Raw genomic sequence first — 21,598 nt, 5'->3', positions numbered from 1 at the left:
ACATGAGAAATTTTGACGTATATAATTCGGCCTCCTTTCCCTGATAGCTCAGTTGGTAGAGCGACGGACTGTTAATCCGCAGGTCCCTGGTTCGAGTCCAGGTCGGGGAGCCAGAACAAGCAATAGCAAAGGGCCACGTGGCAACACGTGGCCCTTTTGTCATGCGCGCATGGTTTCCCATCCACGCTTGCCATCCCTTCAGTGTCTTAGCGACGTGCGCGATGCCGGCCCGCTGGTGGCGGGGGCACGCACAGTGTTTCCCGGATCAGGGATCGACAAACACGTCGAAACGCACCTTGAGCGGGCTGCCCCACGAGATATCCACCCAGGCCCGGAAGCCGCCGTTGTACGGCGCGATGTTGTACACGGCCATGCGGGCTGAGCCGATGAAACGGTCCTGGGGAGTCGCGCCATATTCGCTGATGTTGAGCAGCACGCGCGAATTGGCTTTCACGTTGGCATTGGCGAAGTTGACCGAAGGATGCACGCCATTGGCGGTCCACGTGTAATAGGTGGTGAAGGCGGCGGCGCTCAGGTTCAAGTCCTGTGCGGCCGCGCCTTTTGCACTCTTGCCTTCCTGCTCCATCGGTGCATCGGTTTCTTCCAGGGCCAGGTTGCTACCGGTGCGATGTTCTACTTTCATATCCATGATGTACTCCTGATCGATAGTTTGGACGCCGCGCCTGTCGTCGTGCGGCAAGACGCCCTATCTGTTGCCGTGACTGACAGTGTCACGTCCTGGCTGATAAGGTAGCCGCCTGCTCCATGCTGTTGGAGTAAGTCATTCTAGGCAAACGCGCGGGCAAAAAGCGCGCAGGGCGGCCGGAAAAATGGTGCTCACTTGTGCTGGCGCAAACATCTTGCAGGCAGGCCGCAAGATCTTTTCCCGCACGCTATTTTTACGGGCCGGCACGCATGCCGCGCAGGACAATGGCACAATGGCCCCAGCCGACCTGTCGATGCGGAACCCGTTGCGAGCCTAGCCCATGCCGATACTGAACCTGAGTGCCGAAACCGATATCTATTACGAATTGATCGAAGGCGACCCTGCCAAGCCCTGCCTGGTATTCCTGCACGAGGTGCTCGGCTGCTGTGCGATGTGGAAAGATTTCCCCGCGCAGCTATGCCAGGCGACGGGATGCCGCGGCTTGCTGTATGACCGCCACGGCTATGGACTGTCGTCGCCGCTGGCGGTGCGCCGCCAACTCCATTATTTGCACGACTACGCGCTGTGCGAGCTGCCGCAGGTGCTCGCGGCGCTGCTGCCGGGACAGGACCATTTTCTCGTCGGCCACTCCGATGGCGGCAGCATCGCCCTGATCTATGCGGCGCAGCAGCCGCCGCGCTTGCGCGGCATCATCACCGAAGCGGCGCACGTGTTTGTCGAAGGCATCACGCTCGATGGCATCCGCGTGGCGGACGCGGCCTTTGGCGCTGGCAAGCTGCACGCGCTGGCGAAATACCATGGCGACAAGACGGAAACCATCTTCAAGGCTTGGTCGGATACCTGGCTCAGCTATGGATTCCAGTTCTGGAATATCGAATATCTGCTGCCCTCCGTCGAATGCCCGGCGCTGGTGGTGCAGGGCAGCGAGGATCAGTACGGCAGCCCAGCCCAGGTCGACACCATCGTGGCGCAGGCGCTCAACGCCGTGCCCGCCATCGTCGAGCAGTGCGGCCACACGCCGCACCAGGAACAGCCGCAGGCATTGCTGGCGCTGATGGAAGGCTTTTTGCAAGGCCGCATGGACGCGGCCACTCACCCGAGAAATACATGATAGACCACCTGGATCACCTGGTATTAACCACCCGCGACAAGCCGGCTTGCATCGATTTTTATACGCGCGTGCTGGGCATGCAACTGGAAACGTTTGGCGCCGGCCGCCATGCCTTCAAGTTTGGCGCGCAAAAAATCAATCTGCATGAGGCCGGCAAGGAATTCCTGCCCAAGGCGGCCTTGCCCACGCCCGGCTCGCTGGACCTTTGCTTCATCGCCGCCGTGCCGCTCGACGTGTTCATTGCCCACCTGGCGGCGCTGGGCATTGCCATCGAGGAAGGACCTGTTGCCCGTACGGGCGCCAATTGGCCCATCCGTTCCGTTTATCTGCGCGACCCGGACCGCAACCTGATCGAAGTGTCCGAGCGCGCCTGAGGTTCACCCTGGTCCGCCGGCGCTCAATGGCAGGCGGGATCGCTGTCCCAGCGGCCTGAACAGATGCGCGAGCGGCATAGCATGCCCTCGATCAGGCCCAGCTGCTTGCAGCGCTGCAAGAGTTCCCCCGTTTCCTGTTCCTGTTCCTGTTCCTGTTTCTGCTCCCGCTGGCGCAGCACCACGTCGCGCACGGGCGCTGCCGTGCCTTCTTGCCGGTGCGCATGGGCGACCATCGCCGTCAGCAAGGTGACGTCGCTATCGCCGGGCGCGGCAGCCGGCCTCGGCCCCTGTGAACGGGGCGCCTGGCGCACGGGCGGCGGCGTCTTGTGTGGCGCGCTTGCACCTGCGCTTGCTGTCGTGGCGGATGCCGCAGACGCCGCAGGCAAGGGCGGTCCCGCCGTATTGACGATAATGGCCGCCTGCACCGCGTGCGGCACTACCGTTGGCGCTGGCATGACGGACGCCGTCATGGCCGTGGCGGGTGCTGCCGGCAGGGGCACGATGGTCATGTTCTCAGTGAGCACGGCCGTGATCAGCGCCGCCAGGCACAGCGCGCCAGCGGCCCAGTGCCGCCAGCGGGGGCGCCAGCGCAGGGCCGGGATGACCGCGGGCGCGGCGACGCCGTGTTCGAGCTGTGACAGGATGCCCTTGCTTTCGATTGGCACGCCCACCGCGCCGGCCTTGCTCAGCAGGTTGGGACCGCGCGCCTTGCCATCCCTGGTTTTCAATAAAGACAAAATATCACCTCCGCAATGGATCAAACTCGACTGACCTTGATGTAAACCGCGCGCATGCGGGCCACGGACGCCTACGATCTAGCGATACCGCCGAGCACGCTGCCCGGCCCCGACTATCCCCGTCACGGAGCGCCCCATGTTCGTCGCCCTGGTCCTGATGTATTTCTTGCTGGCCTGTTTTGCCTGCTGGCTGCTGCTGTTTCCCGGCGGCCGCGCCATCGTGCTGCACACGCTCGTCAACCTGGGCTGGCGCATGCAGCGGCGCGCGCAGCACCTGAAGGGCGGCAGCGGCGCGCAGTGGCAACGCGTGCAGCAGTACACGGGCACGGGCATGGCGCGCGCCTGGCAGCTGCTGTGGCGGCATCGCTGGCTGAGCCTGGCAGGTAGCGTGCTGGTCATCGTGCCGCCGCTGCTGGCCTGGCTGTCCAGCGACCGCATCGCCCTGCGCGGCTATGCTGACCAGCAACACGCGATCAATGACCAGGTCAGCGACTTGCTGAAAGGCGAACAGCTGGTGCCGCCTTTGAGCCTGCCGCCGCTGCTGTTTTCCACGGCGGAAGTAACGCAATTGCGCCCGCTGCTGGGCGGCGCCAGCCGCAACTGGCAATTGCTCGACCACGATTACGCACAGCGCCTGCTGCTGGTCTTCAAGATCATGAAGGAGGTGCATGGCTACGATATGGTCTTGCTGGAAGGCTACCGCAGTCCGGCGCGCCAAGACCAGCTGGCGGCAGCCGGCCCGAACGTGACGAACGCCAGGGCGTTTCAAAGCTATCACCAGTATGGCCTGGCAGCCGATTGCGCATTCATGCATGAAGGGAAGCTCATCATTTCTGAAAAAAATGCCTGGGCCATGCGCGGCTACCGTTTATATGGCGTGACGGCCGAATCGGTGGGCCTGCGCTGGGGCGGGCGCTGGACCATGATGGATTTCGGCCACACGGAATTGCCGCAACCGCGCGTGCTGGGCAAGTAAGCCGCGCCAGTCATTCTAGCGCCGCGTGCCGGCGAGATTTTCACAGCGGCAAGTTTGCTTGCGCAGCGTCAATGGCGCGCCGGCGCCTGCCGCGCTGGCACCTGGTACTTGTCATATGTCAACAAAGGCGCGCCGCGTTGCTGTCAGCATGGGCCGACTCCGCCTCGCTGCGCGGCGACATTCTTCCTGCTTTGCGACCTCACCCTGGGCTCATCATGCTGCGACGAATCTGGCATTTCCTCACCGACAGCCGCAATCTGACCATCTTCGGCTTCGTGGCGCTGGCCGTGTTCCTGTACCTGGGCGCCGAGGTACTGGAAGTGGCGCTGATCTGGGCACTGGCCTTGCTGCTGCTGGCCTTCGTCACCTGGCTGGGCCTGTGGCTGTGGCGCCGGCGCCGCGTACGGCGCGATGCGCAGGCGCTGGGCCAGGCCATCCTCAACGAGGCCGAGATCGCCGCCGCGCAAGCGGCCTCGGCCTCGACGGCCAGCAGCACCCAGCAGGGCGAACTCGACGCCGTGCGCACGGGCATGCTGGCCGCCATCGAGACCATCAAGACGTCCAAGCTGGGCCTCAAGTCGGGCGCCGCCGCCCTGTACGAATTGCCGTGGTACATGATCATCGGCAATCCGGCCGCCGGCAAGAGCAGCGCCATCCTGCATTCGGGCCTGCAGTTCCCTTTCGCCGACGGCAAGGTCGTGCAAGGCGTGGGCGGCACGCGCAACTGCGACTGGTTTTTCACCACGGACGGCATCGTGCTCGACACGGCGGGACGCTACTCCGTCGTCGACGAGCACCGCGGCGAGTGGTTCGGCTTTCTCGATCTGCTGAAAAAATACCGGCGCAAGGCGCCCGTCAACGGCATCCTCGTCGCCGTCAGCATCGACGAATTGAAAGGCGACCCCGATGTCGGCATGCAACTGGCGCGCAGCCTGCGCAAGCGCGTGCAGGACGTCATCGAGCGCCTGGAAGTGTTCGCGCCCCTGTACATCGTGTTTACCAAGGCAGACCTGATCGCCGGCTTCACGGAGTTTTTTGCGGACGCCGAACGCAGCGAGCGCGAGCGCGTCTGGGGCGCCACCATGCCGTACCAGCGCAAGCTGCCCACGGCCGACCTGCTGACCTTTTTCGACCAGAGTTTCGATGAATTGCACGATGGCTTGACGGAGCTGAGCCTGGCCAACATGGCGCACCGGCAGCGCAAGACGATGGCGGCCAGCGTATTTACCTTTCCGCTGGAATTTGCCGCCATCAAGCCGGCCCTGCGCGCCTTCATCGCCACCCTGTTCGAGGAAAACCCGTTCCAGTTCCAGCCCGTGTTCCGCGGCTTTTATTTCACCAGTGCGCTGCAGGAGGGCGAGCCCGTCAGTGCCTCCTCGCAGCAGGTGGCGCGCCGCTTCGACCTGGCCTTCGCACCGGCCCCATCAGCAGTACCGTCCGGTGCGCGCCAGCATGGCTATTTCCTGCTGGAGCTGTTCCGCAAGGTCATTTTTGCCGACAAGCACCTGGTAGCCAACTATGCCAACCGCGCCAAGCTGCGCTTCAAGTATGCCGTGTTCTTTGCCGCGACGGTGTCGCTGGGCGCCTGCCTGGGCGGCTGGAGCTGGTCCTACCTGGGCAACCGGCAACTGGTGGCCAATGTCGAGGCCGATCTGAATAAAGTGGTGAAGCTGCAGGAGCGCCGCCTGGATTTGCAGTCGCGCCTGGAAGCGCTCGAGATCTTGCAGGACCGCATCGAGCAACTGGAAGCGTACCGGGAGAAAAGGCCGTGGTCCTTGCGTCTGGGCCTGTACCAGGGTGAATTACTTGAGCGCAAGCTGCGCGAGGAATATTTTGCCGGCGCGCGCCAGGTCATGCTGGCTCCCGTGGCGGGCGCGCTGGAAGCCCTGCTGTTTGAAATGAACGCCAGCGCCGACCAGCTGCAGCCTACGGCGCGCACGCCGCAGACGCCAGCCGCCGCATCGTCCACTACGGCGCCAGCCGCACCGCGCAGCGTGCAGTACCAGGCGGCCAGCGCGACGAATGTGGAAGATGCCTATAACGCGCTGAAAACCTATCTGATGCTGGCCGATAAGACGCATGCGGAAAGCAGCCATTTGAACGACCAGCTGACGCGTTTCTGGCGCGGCTGGCTGGAAGAAAATCGGGGCGCCATGCCGCGCGAACAGATGATACGCAGCGCCGAACGGCTGTTGACGTTTTACCTGGCACAGATCGGCGATCCATCCTGGCCGCGCATCGAACAGAAGCTGGCGCTGGTCGACCAGACACGCGAAAACCTGCGCCGCGTGGTGCGCGGCATGCCGGCGCGCGAGCGCGTGTATGCCGACGTCAAGGCGCGCGCCTCGACGCGCTTTCCCGGTATGACGGTGGCGCGCATCGTCGGCGAACAGGATCAGGCCCTGCTGGCGGGCAGTTATGCCGTTTCCGGCGCCTTTACGCGCCAGGCCTGGGAAAAGTTCGTCGAGGGCGCGTTTCGCGACGCCGCCAACCGTGAGCTGCAAAGTGCCGACTGGGTGCTGAAAAGCGCTTCCACCGACGACCTGACCCTGGAAGGCAGTCCGGAGCAGATCGAGAAAAACCTGGTGGCCATGTACAAGGCCGACTACGCGCGCGAGTGGCAAAAATTCGTGCAGGGCGTCGCCGTCGCCGACCTGAAAGGCTTTGACGGCGCCGTGCAGGCGATGAACCGCCTGGGCGACCCGCAGGCATCGCCGATTGCCAAACTGCTGACGACCATCTATGAAGAAACCTCGTGGGACAACCCGGCGCTGCACAATGCCCAATTGCGCAAGGCCGAGCGTGGCATCGTCGCCTGGTTCAAGGAAACCGTACTACGCCGCGCGCCGTCGCAGCTGACGGCCAATCCGGGCATGAATGCGCAGCTCGACCCGGCCCGCCTGGACAAGCCCATGGGACCCGTGGGGCGCGAATTTGCCGGCGTGGGCAAGCTGGTGGCGGCCAGGGACAACAATGCCTCGCTGATGCGCGCCTATCTGGAAGCGCTGTCGAAACTGCGCAGCCGTTTGAACCAGCTGAAGAACCAGGGCGATGCGGGACCGGGCGCGCGCCAGTTCATGCAGCAGACCCTGGAGGGCAGCGGTTCCGAGCTGGCCGACGCCCTGAAACTGGTCGACGAGCAGGTGCTGACGGGGATGAGCGATGCGCAAAAGCAGGCGATTCGTCCCATCCTCGTGCGCCCGCTGATGCAGACCTTTGCCGTCATCGTCGCGCCGGCCGAACTCGATATCAACAAGACCTGGGCGGCGCAGGTGTATGAACCGTTCCAGAAATCGCTGGCCAACAAATATCCGTTTGCGCCCACGGCCCGCATCGAGGCGAGCAACCTGGAGATCGGCCAGTTCTTCGGACCGGAAGGCCTGGTGGCGAAATTCGTCACCACCTCCATGGGCCCCCTGGTGGTGCGGCGCGGTGACGTGCTGGCGCCGCGCACCTGGGCCGACATGGGCATCAGCCTGTCGCCGCAGGCGGTGGCGCGCTTCCCGGGCTGGATCGCGCCACTGGGCGCGGGCGGCGTGGCGGCCACCTCGACGGCGGCGCAAACCGTCTTCCAGATCCAGCCGTCGCCCGCGCCGGGCACCCTGGAATACACGGTGGAGATCGACGGCCAGCAGCTGCGCTACCGCAATACCCCGGCGCAGTGGACGAATATGGTCCATCCGGGCCCGCAAGGCGCGTCCGGCGTCCAGGGCGCGCGCATCACGGCCGTCACCTTCGACGGGCGCACGGTGGAACTGTTCAACGAGCCGGGGCAATTCGGCTTGAAGCGCATGATCGATGCGGCGACCAAGAAGCGCAAGGATGGCGGCGTGTTCGAGTTGCGCTGGGCGCGCGGCGAGGTGGCTGTGGCGGTCGACCTGAAAATCACCAGCAGCGCCGAGACGACGGGCGCCGGGTCTGCCACCGCGGTGCAGGAGCAGGGCTTTCGCGGCATGCAGCTGCCCGAGACCATTGTTGGAACGCCAGCACCCCCGTCGGCCATTGCCGCCGTTGCTGTCGCTGCAGCGGGAGTGTCGCCATGATGCGCGCGGCGCAGCAGGTGCGCCTCGGTTACTTTGGCAAGATCCCCGCGCGCGGCGACTTCATCAAGGCCTGCGACAATCACGCACTGGTGCAGCTGCTCGACGACTGGCTGGCGCAGGTCATGAATGCCCTCACGGTGGAGCCGCGCTGGAAGCTCAATTACGACGCCTTGCCACCGCTGCGCTTTGCCTTTGTCGGCACGCGCAGCCGGCGCGCCATCGCCGGGCGCCTGGAAGCGAGCAATGACCTGTCGCAGCGGCGCTTTCCCTTCATGGCCATGGGCGCGCTGGAAGTCGACGACGCCGACATCTTTGTCGCCTGCAGCCCGCTGGCGCTGGCGCCGCTGTGGCAGCGGGTAGAGCAGCTGTCGCAGGGCATCGTGGCCAGCGCCGAACCGGGGCCGGCCCTGCTGGCGCTGGCCGGCAACGTGGTCGAAGTCGAGCCGGCCGCACCTGGCCACGCGGCGCGGCTGGCCGCCTTTTTGCAGGCGCAGACGCTGCATGGCTTGCAGGCGATGCTGGCCTCGCCCGCGTTTCCGGTGACGGTGCGCGAATTGCTGCTGGGTCTGGGCCTGCTGCTGCAGCCGGTGCGCCAGAGTGGCTTGCCGCGCCTGGAGAAAAGCCTGGTGCTGCCGCTGCCGCAGGACGCGCAGCTGCGCGACCTGGTGGCCAGCTTCTGGCTGCACCTGATCGCGCCTTTTCTGCGCCAGGCCGATTTCGAGCTGGCGCTGTTTTTTTCCGAGCTCGACGAGGCGCCCGTACTGGTGATCGGTTTTTGCGGCGCCGATCCGCATGGCTTGCGCGCGCTGATTGATCCGCAGGCCGGCAGCGAACGGCTGATCGTGTTCGACCAGCTCGACTGGGTTGACGAGCAGCTGGGACACGACGCGGCGCTGCGCCAGTTTTCCGCCTGCCTGCAGCAGGAACAGCTGTCGCTGCGCTCGGCCTGCGCCATGTTTGCCGATACCTTTGCCTGAAGGATTGCGATGAAATCACCTGTCATTTTCCTGCTGCCGCTGCTGCTTCCTGCGGCCACTTCCTGCCACGCCCAGGCGCAAGCGCCCCAGACGCCGATGCCGGGGCAGATCCTCGTTACGGGCACCCTGGCCGACGAGGCGGGCAAGGCGGCCGTGCTGGCCCGCCTGCGCGAACTGTATGGCGCCGAGCGCGTGGTCGACCAGATTGCCATTGGCAACGTGGCCGTGCCGGCCAACTGGAACGGCTACGTGCAAAAGCTGATCGCGCCGAACCTGAAGCTCATTTCACGGGGGCAGATCAGCATAGCCGGCAACAACGTCAGCGTGCGCGGCGAAGTGGCAAACGAGGCGCAGCGTCAGCAGATCGCCAGCGACATCGCCACCAGCCTCAATCCCACGTATGTCGTCAACAATGGCTTGCGGGTCAGGGCGGCCGAGGCCGAGCAGGGCTTGCTCGATGCGGCACTCGACAAGCGCATCATCGAATTCGACAGCGGCAAGGCTTCCATCACGCCGGCCGGCCTGGCCATCCTTGACGAGATGGCGGCCGTCATGCTCAAGCTGCGCGGACGCAAGGTGGAGGTGATCGGCCACACGGACGACACGGGCCTGCGCGCCAGCAATGTGGCCCTGAGCCAGGCGCGCGCCGAAGCCGTGCGCGCCTACCTGGCCAGCAAGGGCATCGTAGCCGATTCGGTGCTGGTGTCGGGCCAGGGTCCGGACCGTCCCGTGGCCAGTAACGCCACGGCCGATGGCCGGGCGAGAAACCGGCGCATCGAGTTCCGCATTGCTCAATGATCCGCGCGCAATGATCAGGGGAGTGTGATCGTCAGGTGCGCGGGGCGCGGCGCCAGCTTGACCAGGTCCGCATACGCGGCCAGGGTCGTTTGCGTGCCGCGCGTCAGATGCGTTTTCAAGCCCAGGTAGGCGCAGATGGCCAGCAGGGCGAAAAAGCTCGACAGCGCCCACAGTGGCACGTCGCTGCCGCGTTTGTTGACCACCTGGTCGGGGCGTTCCGCACGCGGCGCGAAGCCACGGCTCTTGCCCTTGATGTGGGCGATTTCGTCGCCCAGGCGCGCCGTCAGGTAGCTGAGTTTTTCGCCGCCGTCGATCGCATACTTGCCCTGGAATCCCAGCAACAGGCACATGTGGAAGACTTGCAGCGCCTGCACGCGCATGCCGCCCTTGCCGCGCAAGGCGTCGAGGCGGTCGAAAAAATGTTCGCCGGCCAGCTGGTCGCCAAAGATCAGCAGTTGCAGCGGGCGCCGCTCCCACTGCTTGCGCAGGGCGAAAGGCGAGGCCAGGATGATTTCATCGACCGCCGCGCAAAACGCATACTTGGCCGCCTCGATATCGTCACCATCGGCGCGGATCTTTTTCGCTTCGCGTTCGAAGTCGTCGAGGAAGGCCGTGATGCGGTCCATGAAGCTTTGCTCGTCGCCGGGCGCCGAACCGTGCTTCAGCATGAACAGCATGTAAAAGCCTTCGTGCATCAGGTCCAGCAGGGCGCTGCCGGCATGCCGGCTGCTGCCTGCCGGGGAGGAACCGCGTGATCCCAGCAGGGAGGGCGCAGCGCGCCGTTCGATGAGCTGGCTCATGCCGTCACCGCGATCAGTTCCAGCTGCAGGTCGCGTATGCCGGCCGGCACGTACACGGAAATCGACTGCGCCTTGAGCATCTGTTCATACAGCGCGCCGCGGTTTTCAATCGCAAAATAATAGGTGTCGGGTCGCACGGGAATGGCGGCTGGCACTTGCGGCGCATGCGACAGTTTCAGGCCGGGCATGGCCGTCAGCACGCATTTTTCCACGTCGTCGGGCGCGCCCACTTTCACGCGCAGCGGCACCACGTCCACCAGTTCTATGGCGGGCATGGCGGCGCGAATCGCCAGGTACAAGGTGGTGTGCTGGTCGATCTTGCCCGAATCGAGCTTGCCCAGGTAGTACGACGGCTGGTCCTCAAGCAGGGCGATGGAAAAATACTTCGACGAGATGACGGTGTCGAGCAGTTCGCGGATGATGGCGTCGATGGCGTCGAAGCAGGCGCCCGGCTGTGCGTGCTCGTAGGCGGGCAGGTTGGCCAGGGTGTAATGCTTGGAGTAGCTGAGCAGGCCGCCCGCCAGGCCCAGTAGCGCCTCGTACAGGCGCTCCGGATGCAGGGCCGGATGGCGCACATAGTGCATCAGCGCGGCGGCGGCCGTGCTGACCGTATGCAGCAGCCAGAACGAGGACACGTCGCCCGAGCGAAATTCGATCACGTTGCGGCTCGGTTCCCGGTGGTGACCGTGCAGCGCGCCCACTTTCGCCTGCAGCGCGTCGAGCAGGTGTTCCAGCACGCCCTGCAGGCGCGGCGCGCCGGCGATCGCCAGGCTGGGCGCCATGAACGAGGGCACGGGCTCGAAGCCGCCCGAGACCGTGCGCCGCAGGGCGATCAGCGGCAGGCAGTCGTAGGAGCCGCGCGCCTCGCTGTCGGGAATCAGGCGCACGGTTTTCTTCAGGTAGGCCACGTCCGCCACGGCGGACTCCGTAAACAGGTCGGGCGTGGCGCGCATGGCGTGTGCAAAGCGCGTGCCGGCCGGCGTGCCTGCTGCCGACGCCTGCGCCGTATAATTCATGCCTTCGCGGTTGAGGATGGGCAGGGCCGCGTAGTACGTCACTTCCTGCACCGCCGGCGGCAGCGCTTCCAGGTCCACCGGCGGGGGCAGGGTATCGCTGCCGGGCGCGCCGTCGCCCAGCGCTTCGAACACTTCGCCATCGCGGAAGATCGCCGACAGGGCTTGCAGGCGCAGGGTGCCCGTCTTCAGCGCCGCCAGGTCCCACTGCATGTGCGCCACGCCCCACAGGTAGGGGTGCAGCGCGCTGGCCGTGTGATGCAGGCGCGCTTCGTGATACTGATCCTGGCGCTGGAAATGCTGCGGCCGCAGGAACAGGCCTTCTCCCCACAAGACTTTCGCTGCCATGCCCATCTCGTTTCTCCTTGAAAGTGTGGCGTGTCGCTGTGCTTTATTGGCCTGCGTTATTGGCCTGAGTTACTGGCAGCGCAGGGCCGCCAGCGGCGCCATGCCGCTGTCCATGCCGGCTACGCTGAGTGCGCACGCGTGCAGGCCGACGGTGATGCCGCCGCGTTCCGCGTCGGCGGCGGCAAAGGTGGCGCGCCAGCGCTGCGCCGCAGGCGCGCGGAACAGGGCCACCACGCCGATGAAATACGCTTCCTTGCTGACTTTTTCCTGCACTTCGTAGCGCTGGCCGGGCACCAGCAGCACTTCTTTCACTTCCATCAGGTCGGCGCCCAGCGCGGCCTTTTCGCGCTGCGGGTCGAGGAAGCTGTCGTAGGGCGCATGCTCGAAGGCGGCGCTCTGGCGCAGCTTGTAGATGCGCGCCACCAGCGCCAGCGGCCGGCCATCGGCATCCGTGTTGAGGCGCTGCGCCGCGTGCAGGCGGATGCTGACATTGCGCGCGGGCAGTTCCGGTGACGGCTTGGCCACGCCGGCCATCTGCAGCGCCGCATTGGCCAGGGTACCGATGGCGCCGCCCGCACAGCCGGCCAGCAGCAACACTGGCAGCAGTAGCGCGGTGGTGCGGGCCAGGCGGCGGAGCAGGGCGTCAGATGGCATGGGCGGGGCGACCTTTGCAAAAAATGAAGAGGGGAAATAAAAGTGTTGCAGTCATTTAAACGCATGCACGGGCGACCTGCTTGCGTTGGCGCAAAATCCGTCCGCGATCAAGGTAATTACTGCGCCAGATCAGGATTCATGTCGCTGCACGCGGCTGTGATATGGAACTTCTTCTTTGCTGATTAATCTCAATTTGGCCAAAAAATTGGCGATCAATAATGGCCTCCACCAAGGCGCCGCCCATCTTTCCCAGCGGTAGCGTCCTCCACGTGAAGGAGTGCCCCGATGAAGCCAGCACCCATGTTGCCCCGTATTGCCTGCTTCGCCAGCGCTTTGCTGCTGGCCGCCTGCGCCACGCCGGACCAGCCGGCGCCCAAAAAACCTGGCGCGCCGACCCTGGCGCAAGTGATGAGCGACGCCGATGCGGCGGCGCGCGCCGGCCAGTACGAGCGCGCCATGAACCTGCTTCAGGGCGGCGGCAGCAGCTACCCGGCCGACAAGGCGCCGTGGCTGCAAATGGCGCAGATGAAGTTCGACCGCGGCCAGTACGGCGACGCCATCGGCCATGCGCTCGAAGCGCTGGAACGCGACCCGGACGACAAGGTCGCCAACAGCATCGTCGCCGTCAGCGGCTTGCGCCTGTCCGGCAAGGCGCTGGCCGACCTGTCACGGCAAAACAATCTGAATGGCTCGCTGCGGTCGGAAGCGCAGGACCTGGCCAAGCTGCTGCGCGCGAGCATCGGTGAAGACGTGCTGGTGCCGCCGGCCAAGCGTCCGCCGGCAGCCGGCAAGCGCGCGGCCACATCCGGCTCCGGCACGCCGGCGGCGAAGGGCGCAGCGCAGCAAGGCAGCGCGGCCGACCCGTTCAGCGGCCTGAAATAAGCCGGCATTCCCACCACCCCTTAGCAAAGGAAGCGATATGCCCAAGTCCGACAGCGTGCAGAAACGCCTGCAAAAGATACGCGCGCCGCGCGTGCAAATGACCTACGACGTCGAAATTGGCGACGCGATTGAAAACAAGGAGCTGCCTTTCGTGGTTGGCGTGCTGGGCGACTTTGGCGGCAATCCGGACAGCGAAAAAAAACGCCTGAAGGACCGCAAGTTCGTTGCCATCGACCGCGACAACTTCGACGAAGTGCTGGCCGGCGTGGAACCGGTGGCCCGTTTCGCCGTGCCGAACCGCCTTAGCGAGGCGGGCGGCACGTTCGCCGTCGACCTGCATTTCCGTTCGATGGATGACTTCCGCCCGGAATCGGTGGTGCGCCAGGTCGATCCCTTGCGCAAGCTGCTTGAGGCGCGCACCAAGCTGGCCGACTTGCGCAACAAGCTGGCCGGCAACGACAAGCTGGAAGACTTGCTGACGGAAGTGCTGAACAACACGGACAGCCTGGCCACCCTGAAACCGCAGTTCCCGGCGCAGGAGGATTGAGATGAGCGCCCAGGCAGAAGCCCTTGCAGTATCGGCCGCCAGCGCGCCGGCCGCCACCGATTTGCTGGACCAGATTGTCGAGCAAAGCCGCGTCGCCAAGTCCGGCGCCGAACATGCGCGCGCACGCGATCTGATCTCGGAACTGGTGGCGCAGGTGCTGGACGGCACGGTGCTGATGTCGAGCAGCCTGTCGGCGACGCTGGACGCGCGCGTGGCGGAAATCGACCGCCTGATCTCCGCCCAGCTCAGCGAAATCATGCACGCGGCGCCGTTCCAGCAGCTCGAACAAAGCTGGACGGGGCTGCGCTACCTGGTCGGCAATTCCGATACGGGAACGCGTCTGCAGATCCGCATGTTCAACGCCACCAAGCGCGAACTGGTGAAGGATTTCCAGGCCGCGCTGGAGTTCGACCAGAGCAGCATGTTCAAGAAGGTATATGAAGAGGAATTCGGCACTTTTGGCGGCGCGCCGTTTGCCGCGCTGCTGGGCGACTTCTCCATCTCGCGCCAGCCGGAAGACATGTATTTCGTCGAGCAGATGTCGCACATCGCCGCCGCCGCGCATGCGCCCTTCATCGCTTCGGCCGCGCCCGAACTGTTTGGCCTGGAAAGCTACGGCGACCTGGGCAAGCCGCGCGACCTGGCCAAGGTGTTCGACACTATCGAGTACGCGAAATGGAAAGCCTTCCGCGAATCCGAGGATGCGCGCTATGTCGGCCTGACCTTGCCGCGCTTCCTGGGCCGGCTGCCGTTCAATCCCGTCGATGGCACCACCGTCGAAGGCTTCAACTTCGTCGAGGAAGTCGATGGCAGCGACCATCACAAATACCTGTGGTGTAACGCCGCGTATGCGTTCGGCTGCAAGCTGACGCGCGCCTTTGCCGACTACGGCTGGTGCGCCGCCATCCGCGGCGTGGAGGGCGGCGGCCTGGTGGACGACCTGCCCACGCATACGTTCAAGACGGACGAGGGCGACGTGGCCCTGAAATGCCCGGCCGAAGTGGCGATCACGGACCGCCGCGAAAAGGAGTTGTCGGACCTGGGCTTCATCTCGCTGGTGCATTGCAAGAACACGGCGTATGCGGCGTTTTTCGGCGCGCAGTCGGCGCAGAAAAGCCGCAAGTACAACAGCGACGCGGCCAACGCGAACGCGGTGCTGTCTTCGCAACTGCAGTACATCTTTGCCGTTTCGCGCATCGCCCATTACATGAAGGCCATGATGCGCGACAAGATCGGCAGCTTTGCCGCCGCCTCCAACGTGGAAGATTTTTTGAACCGCTGGCTGATGCAGTATGTGCTGCTCGACGATAACGCCAGCCAGGAACAGAAGGCGCAGTTCCCCCTGCGCGAGGCTTCCGTGCAGGTGCATGAAGTGCCGGGCCGGCCCGGCGTGTACCGCGCCGTGTCGTTCCTGCGGCCGCACTTCCAGCTCGATGAATTATCCGTTTCGCTCCGACTGGTCGCGGAGTTGCCGAAGTCGACCAATTCCTGATTCACCCATCTTTCAACCAGAGGAGCATACCATGGCAATCGATGTATATCTGCAGATAGACGGCATCAAGGGCGAGTCCACCGATGACAAGCACAAGGACTGGATCGAGTGCAAATCGGTCAGCTGGAGCGTCGCGCAGCCGAAGTCGGCCACCGCCTCAACGGGCGGCGGCCACACGGCTGAACGCTGTGAGCACAAGGACATCGTCATTTCCAAGCTGGCCGACCTGGCCTCGCCGGTGCTGCTGCAGACCTGCTCTGCCGGCAAGACCATCCCCAAGGCGCGCTTCGAATTCATGCGCGCCGATGGCCAGGGCGAGCGCGTCAAGTATTTTGAAATCGAAATCGAAAATGTGCTGATCGGCGCCGTGACGCCGAACGTGGAAGAAGGCGACATCCTCGGTGAACACGTCGGCTTCAAGTTCTCGAAAGTGAAGTGGAAGTACACGCAGCAAAAAGTGACGGGCGGCGCCGGTGGCAATACCTCGGGCGGCTGGGATCTGGCCGCGAACCGCGTGGCTTGATCCATGATGCGCGGCGCGCGGCGGCCACATCCGCCCGCGCGCCGCGCCGACTTTTCAGGAGAGCGCATGGACAGTTATGTACCTGGCCTGTTCGACCGCCTGATGGGCGACGGCGGTGCAGCGGCGGGCGGCGTGGCGGTGCGCCTGTCGCTGGAACAATTGAAGGATGCGGTGGCGCGCGACCTGGAAGAGCTGCTCAATACGCGCGTGGCCCTGCCGCCGGGCGCGCTCGACGCCTATCCGGAATGCGCGGCCTCCATCGTCAACTATGGTCTGATCGATTTCGCAGGCATGTGTTTGTCCAGCAGCGATGACCGCGCCCGCATCTGTGCCGCACTGAAGGCCGCCATCGAACGCCACGAACCGCGCCTGCGCAATGTGCGCGCCCGCCTGGAGCGCGAAGCGGGCGCGATCAACCGGGTCGGCTTTGTCATCAGCGGCACCCTGGCCGTGAAGTCCGGCGGCGAGACGGTCAATTTCGACGCCGTGCTGCAGCCATCGTCGCTGCGCTATTCGATCAACCGCAAGGGAGCCGCAGCATGAGCAATAACCTCAAGACACTGATCGCCAAACTGAATGACACGGCGCGCACGGCCGCCACCCGCGCCGCCGGCATCTGCGTGGGGCTGGGCCAGTACGAAGTCGATATCGAACACCTGTTCCTGGCGCTGCTGGAGCAGGAGCGCAGCGATTTCGTCACCATCGCGCGGCGCAGCGAAATCAGCCTGACGGCGCTGGAGGCGGACCTGCGCCGCGAGATCGGCGGCTTCAGGACGGGCAGTGCGCGCACGCCCGTGTTTTCGCCCCACTTGCCGCTGCTGTTCGAGCACGCCTGGCTGATCGCCTCGCTGGACACGGCGCAGCCAGGGCCCATCCGCAGCCGCCATCTTTTATTGGCGTTGCTGACGGAGCCGGAACTGTCGCAGCTGGCCTACCGAGGCTCGAAGTTGTTCGCCCGCTTCAGCGTGGAGCAGCTGAAATACCATCCGGACAAGCTCACGGCGGGATCCGGCGAGGAGGAAAGCGCGGCGGTGCCGCGGCTTTCCGACACAGGCGACGATCCTGTTGCTACCCTGGCCAGCAAAACCCCGGCGCTGGACCAGTTCACCACCGACCTGACGCAGCTGGCGCGCGACGGCAAGCTCGATCCCGTGATCGGCCGCGAGGCCGAGATACGCCAGGCGGTCGATATCCTGCTGCGCCGGCGCCAGAACAATCCGATTCTCACGGGCGAGGCGGGCGTGGGCAAGACCGCCGTGGTAGAAGGCCTGGCCTTGCGCATCGCCGCAGGCGACGTGCCCGAGGTGCTGCATGGCGCGCACATCCACGCGCTCGACATGGGCTTGCTGCAGGCCGGCGCCAGCGTGAAGGGAGAATTCGAAAGCCGTTTGAAGAATGTCATCGACGAGGTGACGAAAAGCCCGCATCCGATCATCCTCTTCATCGACGAGGCGCATACCATGATCGGCGCCGGTGGCCAGGCGGGGCAGAACGATGCGGCCAATTTGCTGAAACCGGCGCTGGCGCGCGGCGCCCTGCGCACCATCGCCGCCACCACCTGGAGCGAGTACAAAAAATATTTTGAAAAGGATGCGGCGCTGGCGCGGCGCTTCCAGGTGGTGAAGGTGGAAGAGCCCAGCGAAGACATCGCCTGCGCCATGCTGCGGGCCATGGCGCCGCTGATGGAGCGCCATTTCGGCATCCGCGTGCGCGATGCCGCCATCGTCGAGGCGGTGCGCCTGTCGCACCGCTATATCAGCGGGCGCCAGCTGCCCGACAAGGCCATCAGCGTGCTCGATACGGCCTGCGCCAAGGTGGCGCTGGGCCAGTGCGCCACGCCGGCGCAGCTGGAAAACGCGAACCGACGCCAGGAACGCATCGGCGCGGAAATCGCCGCCCTGATCCGCGAGGCGGCCGATGGCGAAGCGCCCGGTAAAGCCGGCACCACGCGCCTGGCGCAACTGCGGCGCGAGCATGACGACGGGCAGGCGCTGATCGCGGCGCTGGCGCAGCGCTGGGAGCGTGAAAAGGCGCTGGTGGCGCAGATCGGCGACTTGCGCGCGCAGCTGCGCGGCGAGCGGCCGGGCGAAATCGGTGCGGCGCGCCTGCTGGCGCTGAAGGAAGAACTGGCGGCCCTGCAGGGAGAAGCGCCGCTGTCGCCGCTGGAAGTCGATGCCCATGTGGTGGCCGGCATCGTCGCCGGGTGGACCGGCATCCCGCTGGGGAAAATGCTCAAGGACGAGATCCGCACGGTGCTGACGCTGGATCGGGCGCTGCGCGAACGGGTGCTGGGACAGGACCACGTCATCGAGGCGGTGACGCAGCGTGTGCGCACGGCGCGCGCCAGCCTGGACGACCCGAACAAGCCGCAAGCCGTGTTCCTGTTCACGGGCCCGTCCGGCACCGGCAAGACGGAAACGGCGCTGGCGCTGGCCGATCTGCTGTATGGCGGCGAACGCAAGCTCATTAGCATCAACATGAGCGAATACCAGGAGGCGCACAGCGTGGCCGGCCTGAAAGGCTCGCCACCCGGCTATGTCGGCTATGGCGAAGGCGGCGTGCTGACGGAAGCCGTGCGGCGCCAGCCCTACAGCGTGGTGCTGCTCGATGAAGCGGAAAAGGCCCATCCCGATGTGCTGGAACTATTCTTCCAGGTCTTCGACAAGGGCGTGCTCGATGATGCGGAAGGGCGCGAAGTCGATTTTCGCAACACCATTATCATCGCCACCTCGAACCTGGGTTCGGGCGCCATGATGGCCGCCTGCCTGAACCGGGCGGCGCGAGACTTGCCCACGCCGGCCGCGCTGGAAGAACTGGTGCGCCCGCAACTGGTGGCGCACTTCAAGCCGGCCCTTCTGGGACGCCTGAAGGTGCTGCCCTTCTATCCCCTGAACGATGCGGTGCTGGCCGAGATTATTGCGCTGAAGCTGGCGAAGATAGGCGCGCGCATCGCGCGCAACCACCAGGCGCAGTTCAGCCATGACGCGGGCCTGGTCGACGCCGTGCTGGCGCGCTGCACCGAGGTCGATTCGGGCGCGCGCAATGTCGACCAGATACTCAACGGCAGCCTGCTGCCGGCGATCGCCGAAGCGGTGCTGGCGCGCATGGCCGAAGGCGAGCCGGTCGCGTCCATTCGCGTCAGCGCCAGCAAGCAGGGACAGTTCAAATACGCGATCAAGTAAGGCCATCCAATAACGCCATCAAATAACGTTATCAAGTAACGTCACCCCGCGGAGAGCGCCATGTTCAATCTGGAGCAGTTGTTGCACCCCGTCAGCGCCGTCAGTCCATGCGGCGAAGACCTCACTTTCAGCCAAGAGCTCGACGCCATCGCGCGCGCGCGCCATCACGATGATCCCAGCCTGGACCAGGGCGAGTGGGTGACGGCGCTGAAGGAAGCCGACTGGCCTTTTGTGGCGACGCGCTGCGAACAGCTGATCGCAAGGAGCAGCAAGGATTTGCGCGTGGCAGTGTGGCTGGCCGAGGCGCACGCGAAAATGCGCCACTTCCGTGGCCTGGGTGATGGCTACGCGCTGTTGGCCGGCCTGTGCGAGCGTTACTGGGAGGGACTGTACCCGCCGGCGGAAGAGGGTGACCAGGAACAGCGCATCGGCAATGTATTCTGGCTACTGTCGCGCACGCCACAGCTGCTGCGCGAGATCCCGCTGACCGAAGGGACCGATGGCCTGTATGCACTGCAGGATTTCGATGCGGCGCGCCAGCGCGCGGCCGCCAGCCTGGCGCTGGGCGCAGCGGAACAGGGCTGGGGCGATGCGCGCCACGACGAAGGATCGACCCTGGCGCAGATGGAGGCGGCGCGGCAAAGGAACACGCGCGCATTTTCCGACGGCTTGCTGGCCGATGCACAATACTGCATGCAGTCGCTGCTGGCGTTCGAGCGCAGCGTCGATGCGCGTTTCGGTGCCGATGGCCCGAGTTTTCGCGCCGCGCGCGAAGCGCTGGAAAACGCCATTCATTTCATCGCGCCGCTGTCGCCTGGCGCGGACTTTGCCGGCGCGCCGCCTGCCGCTGGCCAGGTCGCCAGTAGCAGCGGGGGCGCCATCGTGCAGCGCCAGCAGGCGCTGGCCCAGCTGCGCCAGGTGGCCGATTTTTTTCGCCGCACGGAGCCGCACAGTCCCGTCGCCTACCTGGCCGACAAGGCCGCCAGCTGGGGCGAGCTGCCGCTGCACCTGTGGCTGCGCGCCGTCGTGAAGGACGCCGGCACCCTGGCGCAGCTCGACGAGATGCTGGGTACGAATAGCGCAAACGGATGACGGCGTTGGCCCCTTCCATGCTACTCTTCGGGCATGTTCAGAATGCTCATTTTGCCTGCCGTGCTATGCCTGTTCATCGCTGCCAGCGCGCAGGCCGGGACTGCGGTGCCGCTGCTGATTTATGGCGACGATGACTATCCGCCGTACTCCTACGTTGAAAACGGCCAGATCAAAGGCATTTATACGGAGATCGTGCGCGAAGCAACGCAATCGATGCCGCAGTATGCGGTGCAGCTGCGTCCCGTGCCCTGGAAACGGGGCGTGCTGATGCTGCAGACGGGTGAGGCCTTCGCCCTGTATCCGCCGTATTCGTGGCGTAGCGAGCGGCCGTACGTGCGCTATTCCGTGCCGCTGCTGATGGAGCAGTTGGTGGTGCTGTGCAACCAGGACGTGCTGGCCAAGCGCAAGCTGCAGCAGTGGCCCGCCGATTACGCTGGCCTGCACATCGGCGTGAACGCGGGGTTTTTGCTGGGCGATGCGAAGCAGATGGCAGCCCTGCAAGCGTCCAACATCGTCTTCGATACGGCCAAGGGCACGCGCACGAATCTGCTCAAGCTGATGCGCGGGCGTATCGATTGCTATGTCAGCGACCGCCTGTCGGCGCAGTGGGAATTACAGCGCATCCGGCGCGAGGGTCCGCCGGGCACTCCGATGCAGGCGATACAGGAAACCGCGCAGCTGGCCAGCCAGCAGGGCCACCTGGGTTTTACGGAGCGCCGGCCAGTCGCCTACCCTTATCGCGATGACTTTATCGAACAATTCAATGCCGCCATCGTGCGCATGCAGAATAATGGCGCGATTCGCCGCATCGTCGATCGTGCGCTGCAACCCTGATTCCAGTTATGGAGAAAACCATGAAAAAACTGCTGTTCCTGAGTGTGCTTGTGCTGGCCGGCTGTGTGGGCCGGCCCGAGAATATTCATCCCGTCAATAACTTCGACACGACCCGCTATCTTGGGAAGTGGTATGAGATTGCGCGCCTCGATCACTCGTTCGAACGGGGCCTGAGCCATGTGACGGCCGACTACAGCTTGCGCCAGGATGGCGGCCTGAAAGTACTCAATCGCGGCTACAAGGATGCGGACGCTGTCTGGAAGGAAGCGGAAGGCAAGGCGTATTTCGTAGACAAGAAAGACGCGGGCTACCTGAAAGTGTCGTTTTTTGGCCCCTTCTATGGTTCCTACATCGTTTTTGATTTGGACCAGCAAAATGACAGCTATTCCATGATCAGCGGCCCTGACAAGTCGTACTTCTGGTTGCTGTCGCGCACGCCAGCCATGGACCCGGCCTTGCAGCAGCGCCTGATCGAGAAAGCCCGTGGCCTGGGTTTCGATACATCAAAATTGATCTACGTGAAACAAAACTGAGCTTGCCTGCCTGCC

The 21,598-nt window shown here is 64.8% G+C and carries 20 protein-coding genes and 1 tRNA gene; 16 read left to right on the top strand and 5 right to left on the bottom strand.

From position 1 onward, the window contains the following. Nucleotides 1-37: 37 nt before the first annotated feature. A tRNA-Asn gene (locus tag ACQ4WY_RS06375) sits at nt 38-113 on the top strand. A 152-nt stretch (nt 114-265) separates the two neighbouring features. On the opposite strand, the gene ACQ4WY_RS06370 is transcribed toward ACQ4WY_RS06375, so the two are convergent. Next, on the bottom strand, nt 266-649 hold the full coding sequence (locus tag ACQ4WY_RS06370) for a hypothetical protein (protein ID WP_436503271.1): 384 nt from the start codon (nt 647-649) through the stop codon (nt 266-268). 337 nt (nt 650-986) lie between these two features. On the opposite strand from ACQ4WY_RS06370, the gene ACQ4WY_RS06365 reads away from it, so the two are divergent. Together ACQ4WY_RS06365 and ACQ4WY_RS06360 are read left to right on the top strand one after the other, a co-directional pair. Continuing rightward, nucleotides 987-1,778, top strand: coding sequence for an alpha/beta fold hydrolase (locus ACQ4WY_RS06365; protein ID WP_436503270.1), 792 nt, complete (start codon nt 987-989; stop codon nt 1,776-1,778). Next, nucleotides 1,775-2,152: a VOC family protein gene (locus tag ACQ4WY_RS06360; protein WP_436503269.1), complete on the top strand. Its 378-nt coding sequence runs from the start codon at nt 1,775-1,777 to the stop codon at nt 2,150-2,152. Before ACQ4WY_RS06365 ends, ACQ4WY_RS06360 begins: the two co-directional genes overlap by 4 nt. Nucleotides 2,153-2,175: 23 nt before the next feature. On the opposite strand, the gene ACQ4WY_RS06355 is transcribed toward ACQ4WY_RS06360, so the two are convergent. Then, nucleotides 2,176-2,889, bottom strand: coding sequence for a hypothetical protein (locus tag ACQ4WY_RS06355; RefSeq protein ID WP_436503268.1), 714 nt, complete (start codon nt 2,887-2,889; stop codon nt 2,176-2,178). 136 nt (nt 2,890-3,025) lie between these two features. Here ACQ4WY_RS06355 and ACQ4WY_RS06350 point away from each other — a divergent pair, with 136 nt between their 5' ends. The 4 genes from ACQ4WY_RS06350 to ACQ4WY_RS06335 all read left to right on the top strand — a co-directional run bounded on the left by ACQ4WY_RS06350 (nt 3,026) and on the right by ACQ4WY_RS06335 (nt 9,683). Continuing rightward, nucleotides 3,026-3,865 (top strand): M15 family metallopeptidase, encoded by an 840-nt coding sequence (locus tag ACQ4WY_RS06350; RefSeq protein WP_436503267.1) that lies wholly within the window; start codon nt 3,026-3,028, stop codon nt 3,863-3,865. Nucleotides 3,866-4,080: 215 nt separating this feature from the next. Then, nucleotides 4,081-7,908 carry a type VI secretion system membrane subunit TssM gene (tssM, locus tag ACQ4WY_RS06345; protein ID WP_436503266.1) on the top strand — a complete coding sequence of 1,276 codons (3,828 nt, stop codon included), beginning with the start codon at nt 4,081-4,083 and terminating at the stop codon, nt 7,906-7,908. Beyond that, on the top strand, nt 7,905-8,885 hold the full coding sequence (gene tagF, locus ACQ4WY_RS06340; protein ID WP_436503265.1) for a type VI secretion system-associated protein TagF: 981 nt from the start codon (nt 7,905-7,907) through the stop codon (nt 8,883-8,885). The genes tssM and tagF overlap by 4 nt, the downstream gene beginning before the upstream one ends. 9 nt (nt 8,886-8,894) lie before the next feature. Next, complete coding sequence (locus tag ACQ4WY_RS06335; protein WP_436503264.1) at nt 8,895-9,683, top strand: OmpA family protein; 789 nt, start codon at nt 8,895-8,897, stop codon at nt 9,681-9,683. A gap of 14 nt (nt 9,684-9,697) precedes the next feature. Here ACQ4WY_RS06335 and icmH read toward each other — a convergent pair whose 3' ends face one another. The 3 genes from icmH to tssJ form a co-directional block, all read right to left on the bottom strand. Further along, nucleotides 9,698-10,483 carry a type IVB secretion system protein IcmH/DotU gene (gene icmH / locus ACQ4WY_RS06330; protein ID WP_436503263.1) on the bottom strand — a complete coding sequence of 262 codons (786 nt, stop codon included), beginning with the start codon at nt 10,481-10,483 and terminating at the stop codon, nt 9,698-9,700. Further along, nucleotides 10,480-11,850, bottom strand: coding sequence for a type VI secretion system baseplate subunit TssK (gene tssK / locus ACQ4WY_RS06325; protein WP_436503262.1), 1,371 nt, complete (start codon nt 11,848-11,850; stop codon nt 10,480-10,482). The genes icmH and tssK overlap by 4 nt, the downstream gene beginning before the upstream one ends. 63 nt (nt 11,851-11,913) lie before the next feature. Further along, entirely contained in the window at nt 11,914-12,498 is a 585-nt protein-coding gene (tssJ, locus tag ACQ4WY_RS06320; protein WP_436503261.1) for a type VI secretion system lipoprotein TssJ, read from the bottom strand. A gap of 285 nt (nt 12,499-12,783) precedes the next feature. Here tssJ and ACQ4WY_RS06315 point away from each other — a divergent pair, with 285 nt between their 5' ends. From ACQ4WY_RS06315 to ACQ4WY_RS06275, 9 genes are all read left to right on the top strand, one after another. Continuing rightward, entirely contained in the window at nt 12,784-13,380 is a 597-nt protein-coding gene (locus ACQ4WY_RS06315; RefSeq protein ID WP_436503260.1) for a hypothetical protein, read from the top strand. A gap of 37 nt (nt 13,381-13,417) precedes the next feature. Next, nucleotides 13,418-13,927, top strand: coding sequence for a type VI secretion system contractile sheath small subunit (gene tssB / locus ACQ4WY_RS06310; protein WP_035820626.1), 510 nt, complete (start codon nt 13,418-13,420; stop codon nt 13,925-13,927). Between the two features lies 1 nt (nt 13,928). After that, nucleotides 13,929-15,419, top strand: coding sequence for a type VI secretion system contractile sheath large subunit (tssC, locus tag ACQ4WY_RS06305; RefSeq protein ID WP_436503259.1), 1,491 nt, complete (start codon nt 13,929-13,931; stop codon nt 15,417-15,419). Between the two features lie 31 nt (nt 15,420-15,450). Then, nucleotides 15,451-15,942, top strand: a complete 492-nt coding sequence (locus tag ACQ4WY_RS06300) for an Hcp family type VI secretion system effector (RefSeq protein ID WP_034779593.1) — start codon at nt 15,451-15,453, stop codon at nt 15,940-15,942. Nucleotides 15,943-16,008: 66 nt separating this feature from the next. Beyond that, nucleotides 16,009-16,485: a type VI secretion system baseplate subunit TssE gene (gene tssE, locus ACQ4WY_RS06295; RefSeq protein WP_353660718.1), complete on the top strand. Its 477-nt coding sequence runs from the start codon at nt 16,009-16,011 to the stop codon at nt 16,483-16,485. Further along, nucleotides 16,482-19,124 (top strand): type VI secretion system ATPase TssH, encoded by a 2,643-nt coding sequence (gene tssH / locus ACQ4WY_RS06290; RefSeq protein WP_436503258.1) that lies wholly within the window; start codon nt 16,482-16,484, stop codon nt 19,122-19,124. The genes tssE and tssH overlap by 4 nt, the downstream gene beginning before the upstream one ends. Before the next feature lie 60 nt (nt 19,125-19,184). Then, nucleotides 19,185-20,216, top strand: coding sequence for a type VI secretion system protein TssA (gene tssA / locus ACQ4WY_RS06285; RefSeq protein WP_436503257.1), 1,032 nt, complete (start codon nt 19,185-19,187; stop codon nt 20,214-20,216). Between the two features lie 42 nt (nt 20,217-20,258). Next, nucleotides 20,259-21,050, top strand: a complete 792-nt coding sequence (locus tag ACQ4WY_RS06280) for a substrate-binding periplasmic protein (RefSeq protein WP_436503256.1) — start codon at nt 20,259-20,261, stop codon at nt 21,048-21,050. A 20-nt stretch (nt 21,051-21,070) separates the two neighbouring features. Next, complete coding sequence (locus ACQ4WY_RS06275) at nt 21,071-21,583, top strand: lipocalin family protein (protein ID WP_436503255.1); 513 nt, start codon at nt 21,071-21,073, stop codon at nt 21,581-21,583. Nucleotides 21,584-21,598: the final 15 nt, after the last annotated feature.

The sequence above is a fragment of the Janthinobacterium salmonicoloratum genome, assembly GCF_051380845.1.
GTDB lineage: Bacteria > Pseudomonadota > Gammaproteobacteria > Burkholderiales > Burkholderiaceae_D > Janthinobacterium > Janthinobacterium lividum_F.
Note: the sequence above shows the minus strand (reverse complement) of the source record. Positions and strands in the feature narration are given on the sequence as shown.

Coding starts and splice junctions, on each gene's coding strand:
- ACQ4WY_RS06370 (WP_436503271.1), bottom strand. CDS start 649: ATGGATATGAAAGTAGAACATCGCACCGGTAGCAACCTGGCCCTGGAA.
- ACQ4WY_RS06365 (WP_436503270.1), top strand. CDS start 987: ATGCCGATACTGAACCTGAGTGCCGAAACCGATATCTATTACGAATTG.
- ACQ4WY_RS06360 (WP_436503269.1), top strand. CDS start 1,775: ATGATAGACCACCTGGATCACCTGGTATTAACCACCCGCGACAAGCCG.
- ACQ4WY_RS06350 (WP_436503267.1), top strand. CDS start 3,026: ATGTTCGTCGCCCTGGTCCTGATGTATTTCTTGCTGGCCTGTTTTGCC.
- tssM (WP_436503266.1), top strand. CDS start 4,081: ATGCTGCGACGAATCTGGCATTTCCTCACCGACAGCCGCAATCTGACC.
- tagF (WP_436503265.1), top strand. CDS start 7,905: ATGATGCGCGCGGCGCAGCAGGTGCGCCTCGGTTACTTTGGCAAGATC.
- ACQ4WY_RS06335 (WP_436503264.1), top strand. CDS start 8,895: ATGAAATCACCTGTCATTTTCCTGCTGCCGCTGCTGCTTCCTGCGGCC.
- icmH (WP_436503263.1), bottom strand. CDS start 10,483: ATGAGCCAGCTCATCGAACGGCGCGCTGCGCCCTCCCTGCTGGGATCA.
- tssK (WP_436503262.1), bottom strand. CDS start 11,850: ATGGGCATGGCAGCGAAAGTCTTGTGGGGAGAAGGCCTGTTCCTGCGG.
- tssJ (WP_436503261.1), bottom strand. CDS start 12,498: ATGCCATCTGACGCCCTGCTCCGCCGCCTGGCCCGCACCACCGCGCTA.
- ACQ4WY_RS06315 (WP_436503260.1), top strand. CDS start 12,784: ATGAAGCCAGCACCCATGTTGCCCCGTATTGCCTGCTTCGCCAGCGCT.
- tssB (WP_035820626.1), top strand. CDS start 13,418: ATGCCCAAGTCCGACAGCGTGCAGAAACGCCTGCAAAAGATACGCGCG.
- tssC (WP_436503259.1), top strand. CDS start 13,929: ATGAGCGCCCAGGCAGAAGCCCTTGCAGTATCGGCCGCCAGCGCGCCG.
- ACQ4WY_RS06300 (WP_034779593.1), top strand. CDS start 15,451: ATGGCAATCGATGTATATCTGCAGATAGACGGCATCAAGGGCGAGTCC.
- tssE (WP_353660718.1), top strand. CDS start 16,009: ATGGACAGTTATGTACCTGGCCTGTTCGACCGCCTGATGGGCGACGGC.
- tssH (WP_436503258.1), top strand. CDS start 16,482: ATGAGCAATAACCTCAAGACACTGATCGCCAAACTGAATGACACGGCG.
- tssA (WP_436503257.1), top strand. CDS start 19,185: ATGTTCAATCTGGAGCAGTTGTTGCACCCCGTCAGCGCCGTCAGTCCA.
- ACQ4WY_RS06280 (WP_436503256.1), top strand. CDS start 20,259: ATGCTCATTTTGCCTGCCGTGCTATGCCTGTTCATCGCTGCCAGCGCG.
- ACQ4WY_RS06275 (WP_436503255.1), top strand. CDS start 21,071: ATGAAAAAACTGCTGTTCCTGAGTGTGCTTGTGCTGGCCGGCTGTGTG.